We start from the raw sequence: 4,727 nt of genomic DNA on the forward strand, positions 1-4,727 counted from the left end.
AAATATGCACAAAAGTAAAAACATCAATCCAGACCCAAACGATCGTGAATATAGTGAATCGTGGCCTGGTGCACGCACCAATCACTATTGGTTTGACATGAACCGCGACTGGTTGCCCGCACAACTACCAGAAAGCAGGGCGCGGGTAGCGACCTTCCATAAATGGTATCCAAATATTTTGACTGACCACCACGAAATGGGCACTAACAGCACTTTTTTCTTTCAACCGGGTATTCCTGAAAGAACACATCCTTTAACTCCCGCAAAAAATCAAGAACTAACAGGTGATATCGCTGATTTTCATGCCAAAGCTTTGGACCAAATAGGTAGTTTATACTATGCAAAAGAAGATTTTGATGATTATTATTATGGCAAAGGTTCTACCTTTCCGGATATCAATGGCGGTATCGGAATTTTATTTGAACAGGCTTCTTCCAGAGGACATGCCCAGGAAAGTGATAATGGTTTGCTTACTTTTCCTTTCACCATCAGAAATCAGTTTGTAACCGCTCTTTCAACCATCGATGCAGGTGTTGCTTTACGCGAAAACCTACTCAACTACCAACGTCAGTTTTTTCAGGATGCAAGGAATGAATCCAAATCTGGTGCGCTCGTATTTGGCGATGAAAAAGATGCTGCCAAAGCTTTTCATCTTGCAGAAATACTAAAACAACATCAGATAAAAGTTCATGAAATCAAAAACGATTTTAACTTAAACGGAAAAAATTATAAAAAAGGATATAGCTACATCGTACCCAAAAATCAAAAGCACGCAAGATTAATCAACGCTATATTTGAAACACGCACCAGCTTTAAAGACAGTTTGTTTTATGATGTTTCTGCTTGGACATTTCCACTGGCATTCAACTTAGATTACAATGAAAATGTTTCAATGGGTAATGCCGGAAACGAAATTGAAGAAATTGCTTTACGTGAAATCAAAACTGTTGCAGCTTCAGAGTATGCCTATTTAATGGAGTGGCATGAATATTATGCCCCAAAAGCTTTAAATCAACTAGTGCAAAAAGGAATTAGAACCAAAGTTGCACTAAAAACTTTTTCTTTGAATGGAAAGTTTTACGATTATGGTACAATAATGATTCCTGTGCAAAACCAACCTTTAAATAAGACTGAACTAGCTTCTGCAATCAATCAAATTGCAAGGCATTCACATATTGATATTACCCCAGTAAGCACAGGTTTAACACAGGGAATTGACTTAGGGAGTAATAATTTTGAAACGATTACAAAGCCTAAAGTTGCTCTTTTGGTTGGTGATGGTGTTACACCCTATGATGCCGGTGAAATATGGCATCTGTTTGACCAGCGATTTGAAATGCGCTTGACAAAGCTGGATACCCGAAACTTCAACAGAACTGACTTAAGCAGCTATACTCACCTTATACTGCCCAATAGCTGGGGTTCAGCACTCGACAAAGATGCTACTGATAAACTTAAAGATTGGATTCGAGGCGGAGGTGTACTGATTGGTTACAAAAATGCAGCCCGGTGGGCAAATAGTAACGACCTTCTTAAAATCAAATTCAAGTCTACAAGTGATACTGCCAAAGATGTTTCTTTTGAACACCGAAGAGAGTTTTTTGGTGCCAAACGTATTGGTGGTGCAATTTTTGAAACTCAAATTGACCGCTCACACCCCATTGCCTTTGGATATAAAAACAGTGTTTTACCTGTGTTTAAAAATTCCACATTAATGATGGAAGCCGATTCACAAAGTTATAACAATCCTATAGTTTTTACTGAAACGCCTCTGATGAGCGGATATATTCACAAAGAAACCTTGGAAAAATTAGGGGGTTCATCTGTTTTTAAAGCAGCCGGTTTAGGAAGAGGAAAGATATTACTGTTTTCAGAAAACACCAACTTCAGGGCGTTTTGGTTTGGAACTAACAAACTGTTAATGAATGCTATCTTTTTTGGGGAATTTATGTGATTATAAAATCCGTAAACCATTTTTGACTTTGTTTTCAGGTTGCATTAAAATCACATCATTTTCTTGATCTACTGCACCCAAAATCAAGCACTCGCTCATGAAATTGGCAATTTGTTTGGGTGGAAAATTTACGACTGCGACCACTTGTTTGTGAAGTAGTTGTTCGGGGGTGTATCGCTTAGTGAGTTGAGCTGATGTTTTCTTGATTCCGATTTCATTTCCAAAATCCAAAGTGAGTTTATAGGCAGGTTTTTTAGCTTCCGGAAAAAGTTCAACCTGAATCACGGTTCCAACACGCATATCAATTTGAGAAAATTGATTCCAGCTGATTGTATTCATCAATGTGGATTCATTTTAAGCTTTTGAATCATTTCTGAAGAAACAGCACCACGTTGTGCTCCATAACTATCAACCAGCAAGCCCTTGGTGCCATCGGTGGTTTCAATAACATAAAGAATGGAGTTGTCTGCAGGATTTGACTCGCCTTCAAATCGATAGAATTTAATAACGATCAATTCGTCAGGTGCCCATTTCTTTTTTAAAGATCTTGATTCGATGTGATTTTCAAGAAGATTAAAATCTTCCGTATATCCTTTACTTTGAAAATCTTTTATTGCTTCTGATAATGTGTTGTATGAACTATTCACGGTGAATTGGTTTTAAAAGTATTTAAACTGTAAATTCTTCTAAATTTACAATCAAAGCACTGACTTACCAAAGATTTAGCATTTTTTTTAAAATTCAAAACCTTTGAATCAGTAAAAAAATTGTAATTTAGAAAATAAAAAACAATGGCTAGAACTCCTTCTAATATGCTTCCTTTGGGAACTAAATCACCCGATTTTAAATTACTAAATGTTGTTACCAATAAATTTATGACTTCGCACGAGGTCTATGGAAAACATGGGTTGGTTGTTATGTTTATTTGTAACCATTGTCCGTTTGTTAAACATGTAATAGATGAAATAATACGAGTGGCCAACGATTATAGGGTACAAGGGTTCGGTTTTGTTGCAATAAGCAGTAACGATGCTGTTAACTACCCACAAGACAGTCCTGAAGAAATGGCACAACTTGCTGAAAAAGACCATTATCCTTTTCCTTATCTGTATGACGAAACTCAGGAAGTTGCCAAAGCCTATGATGCTGCCTGCACGCCAGATTTTTATGTTTTTGACGATGAGCAAAAGCTGGTTTACAGAGGTCAGCTGGACAACTCAAGACCCGGAAACAGTATACAGGTAACCGGAAGAGACTTACGGGAGGCATTGGACAATCTTTTGAGCAACAGTCCGCAACGGAAAGACCAAAAACCAAGTGTAGGGTGTAATATAAAATGGAAGTAAATCCCTACTACTAAGATTCTATTAAAAAACTCTGTATAGCCAGTTCATAACTCTGTAACCCAAAACCAATAATTACACCTTTAGCAAATGGTGCAATGTGCGAATTATGTCTAAACTCTTCTCTTGCAAAAGTATTGGAGATATGCACTTCAACCACCGGAGTTTCGATAGCCCTTACAGCATCACCGATTCCTACAGAAGTGTGCGTATAAGCTGCTGCGTTAAGTATAATTCCGTCAAATGATGTTGCTGCCTCCTGGATTTTATCAATAAGATTCCCTTCAATATTTGATTGATATAAGTGCAATTCCAATTCACGGTACATAAATTGCATTTTTACAAAAAAATCATCAAAAGAGGCGGCGCCATAAATATCCTTTTCGCGCGTGCCCAACAAATTTAAATTCGGACCGTTAATGATGATAAGTTTCATATATTAGAGTATTTTAAAATGCTATTTCAAATCCTAAATGAACAGCGCTAAAATCATCTAATTCACCTGTCACACTTGAGTAAGAAAGTAAGGTGCTTAATGGCCCAAAACTAAAGCCAATTTTTGGTTTATAATAAAAACCGCTTTCGTCTTCAAAATCTTTATCCAGACGCAATCCATAACCAAGGTCAACTCCCATAAACAGTTCCTTAATTACATAATATCTTGAAGTCACTGCCAGTGGCGCTATTTGAACATCACTCGCTGTACCTCCTCCTATTGCGGGTGGAAGTGTGCTGCCTTTTCCAAAGTAATTGTAAAATCCGGCTGAGGGTCCCATTTGAAGTGATCCGGCAATATTAAATAAAAAACTCAGGTCAGCTCCTAAACCAAATGTGGTTTCAACAAGATTCTCACCCACAGGAAGTGCTATACCTCCCTCTAATTTTACACCTTGTTTTTGCTGAGCCTGTAAACTAAATACAGCAATCAATAGAAAACTTAAAACACTAATTCGTTTTTTCATGGTATTAATTTAGATTTCCGGCTAAAATAAATAAAAAAAGCAAGAACATTGTCCTTGCTTTTTCTAATTCTATTAATTAATCGTTTTAAAATGCATATCCGGCTGAAACCTGGAATACATTGTTCTTACCTCTCCATGAATTGTAGTTATCATCAAAGTCATCTACATCAATTAACCCATTGTTATACCTTAAGCTAAAGAACACACCCATATTAAGTTTATAAGTAGCACCTATGGCAATAGCGGCATCAATAGTTTTATAGAAATCTTTCACATCATTACCATTTTGTTCAGCACCCATTAAAATACCAATTACTGGTCCAAATTCTCCACTTAACCCATTCACCCAGGGCAAATTGTATTTACCCATAATAGGCAAATCAATATAGTCTAGATTAGTGTCATTCCAGTTTGTTCCTTTCATAGAATATAAAAGTTCTGGTTGTAATGAAATATTGCCCATTAATG

7 protein-coding genes are annotated in these 4,727 nt (G+C 36.8%); 2 read left to right on the forward strand and 5 right to left on the reverse strand.

Features of this window, described 5'->3' with window-relative positions; translation table 11 throughout:
- Positions 1 to 1,954: zinc carboxypeptidase (locus AACY61_RS08850; protein ID WP_339611216.1), on the forward strand; the 1,954-nt coding region annotated here is incomplete at its 5' end.
- Here AACY61_RS08850 and AACY61_RS08855 read toward each other — a convergent pair.
- Together AACY61_RS08855 and AACY61_RS08860 are read right to left on the reverse strand one after the other, a co-directional pair.
- A complete protein-coding gene (locus AACY61_RS08855; RefSeq protein WP_339611217.1) occupies positions 1,955 to 2,293 on the reverse strand; it encodes a tRNA-binding protein in 339 nt (112 codons plus the stop codon).
- The gene (locus tag AACY61_RS08860) at positions 2,293 to 2,601 is read right to left on the reverse strand and encodes a phosphoribosylpyrophosphate synthetase (RefSeq protein ID WP_339611218.1); all 309 of its coding nucleotides are present in this window, start codon (positions 2,599 to 2,601) and stop codon (positions 2,293 to 2,295) included. The genes AACY61_RS08855 and AACY61_RS08860 overlap by 1 nt, the downstream gene beginning before the upstream one ends.
- Positions 2,602 to 2,745: 144 nt before the next feature.
- Between AACY61_RS08860 and AACY61_RS08865 the strand changes: the two genes are divergently transcribed.
- Complete coding sequence (locus tag AACY61_RS08865; RefSeq protein WP_339611219.1) at positions 2,746 to 3,300, forward strand: thioredoxin family protein; 555 nt, start codon at positions 2,746 to 2,748, stop codon at positions 3,298 to 3,300.
- Positions 3,301 to 3,310: 10 nt separating this feature from the next.
- On the opposite strand, the gene aroQ is transcribed toward AACY61_RS08865, so the two are convergent.
- The 3 genes from aroQ to AACY61_RS08880 all read right to left on the reverse strand — a co-directional run.
- On the reverse strand, positions 3,311 to 3,733 hold the full coding sequence (gene aroQ / locus AACY61_RS08870; RefSeq protein WP_339611220.1) for a type II 3-dehydroquinate dehydratase: 423 nt from the start codon (positions 3,731 to 3,733) through the stop codon (positions 3,311 to 3,313).
- A gap of 13 nt (positions 3,734 to 3,746) precedes the next feature.
- Positions 3,747 to 4,259, reverse strand: a complete 513-nt coding sequence (locus AACY61_RS08875) for a hypothetical protein (protein WP_339611221.1) — start codon at positions 4,257 to 4,259, stop codon at positions 3,747 to 3,749.
- 85 nt (positions 4,260 to 4,344) lie between these two features.
- Positions 4,345 to 4,727: porin family protein (locus AACY61_RS08880; protein ID WP_339611222.1), on the reverse strand; the 383-nt coding region annotated here is incomplete at its 5' end.

The organism is uncultured Planktosalinus sp. (assembly GCF_963973675.1).
Taxonomy (GTDB): Bacteria; Bacteroidota; Bacteroidia; order Flavobacteriales; family Flavobacteriaceae; genus Planktosalinus.

Coding starts and splice junctions, on each gene's coding strand:
- AACY61_RS08875 (WP_339611221.1), bottom strand. CDS start 4,259: ATGAAAAAACGAATTAGTGTTTTAAGTTTTCTATTGATTGCTGTATTT.
- AACY61_RS08855 (WP_339611217.1), bottom strand. CDS start 2,293: ATGAATACAATCAGCTGGAATCAATTTTCTCAAATTGATATGCGTGTT.
- AACY61_RS08865 (WP_339611219.1), top strand. CDS start 2,746: ATGGCTAGAACTCCTTCTAATATGCTTCCTTTGGGAACTAAATCACCC.
- aroQ (WP_339611220.1), bottom strand. CDS start 3,733: ATGAAACTTATCATCATTAACGGTCCGAATTTAAATTTGTTGGGCACG.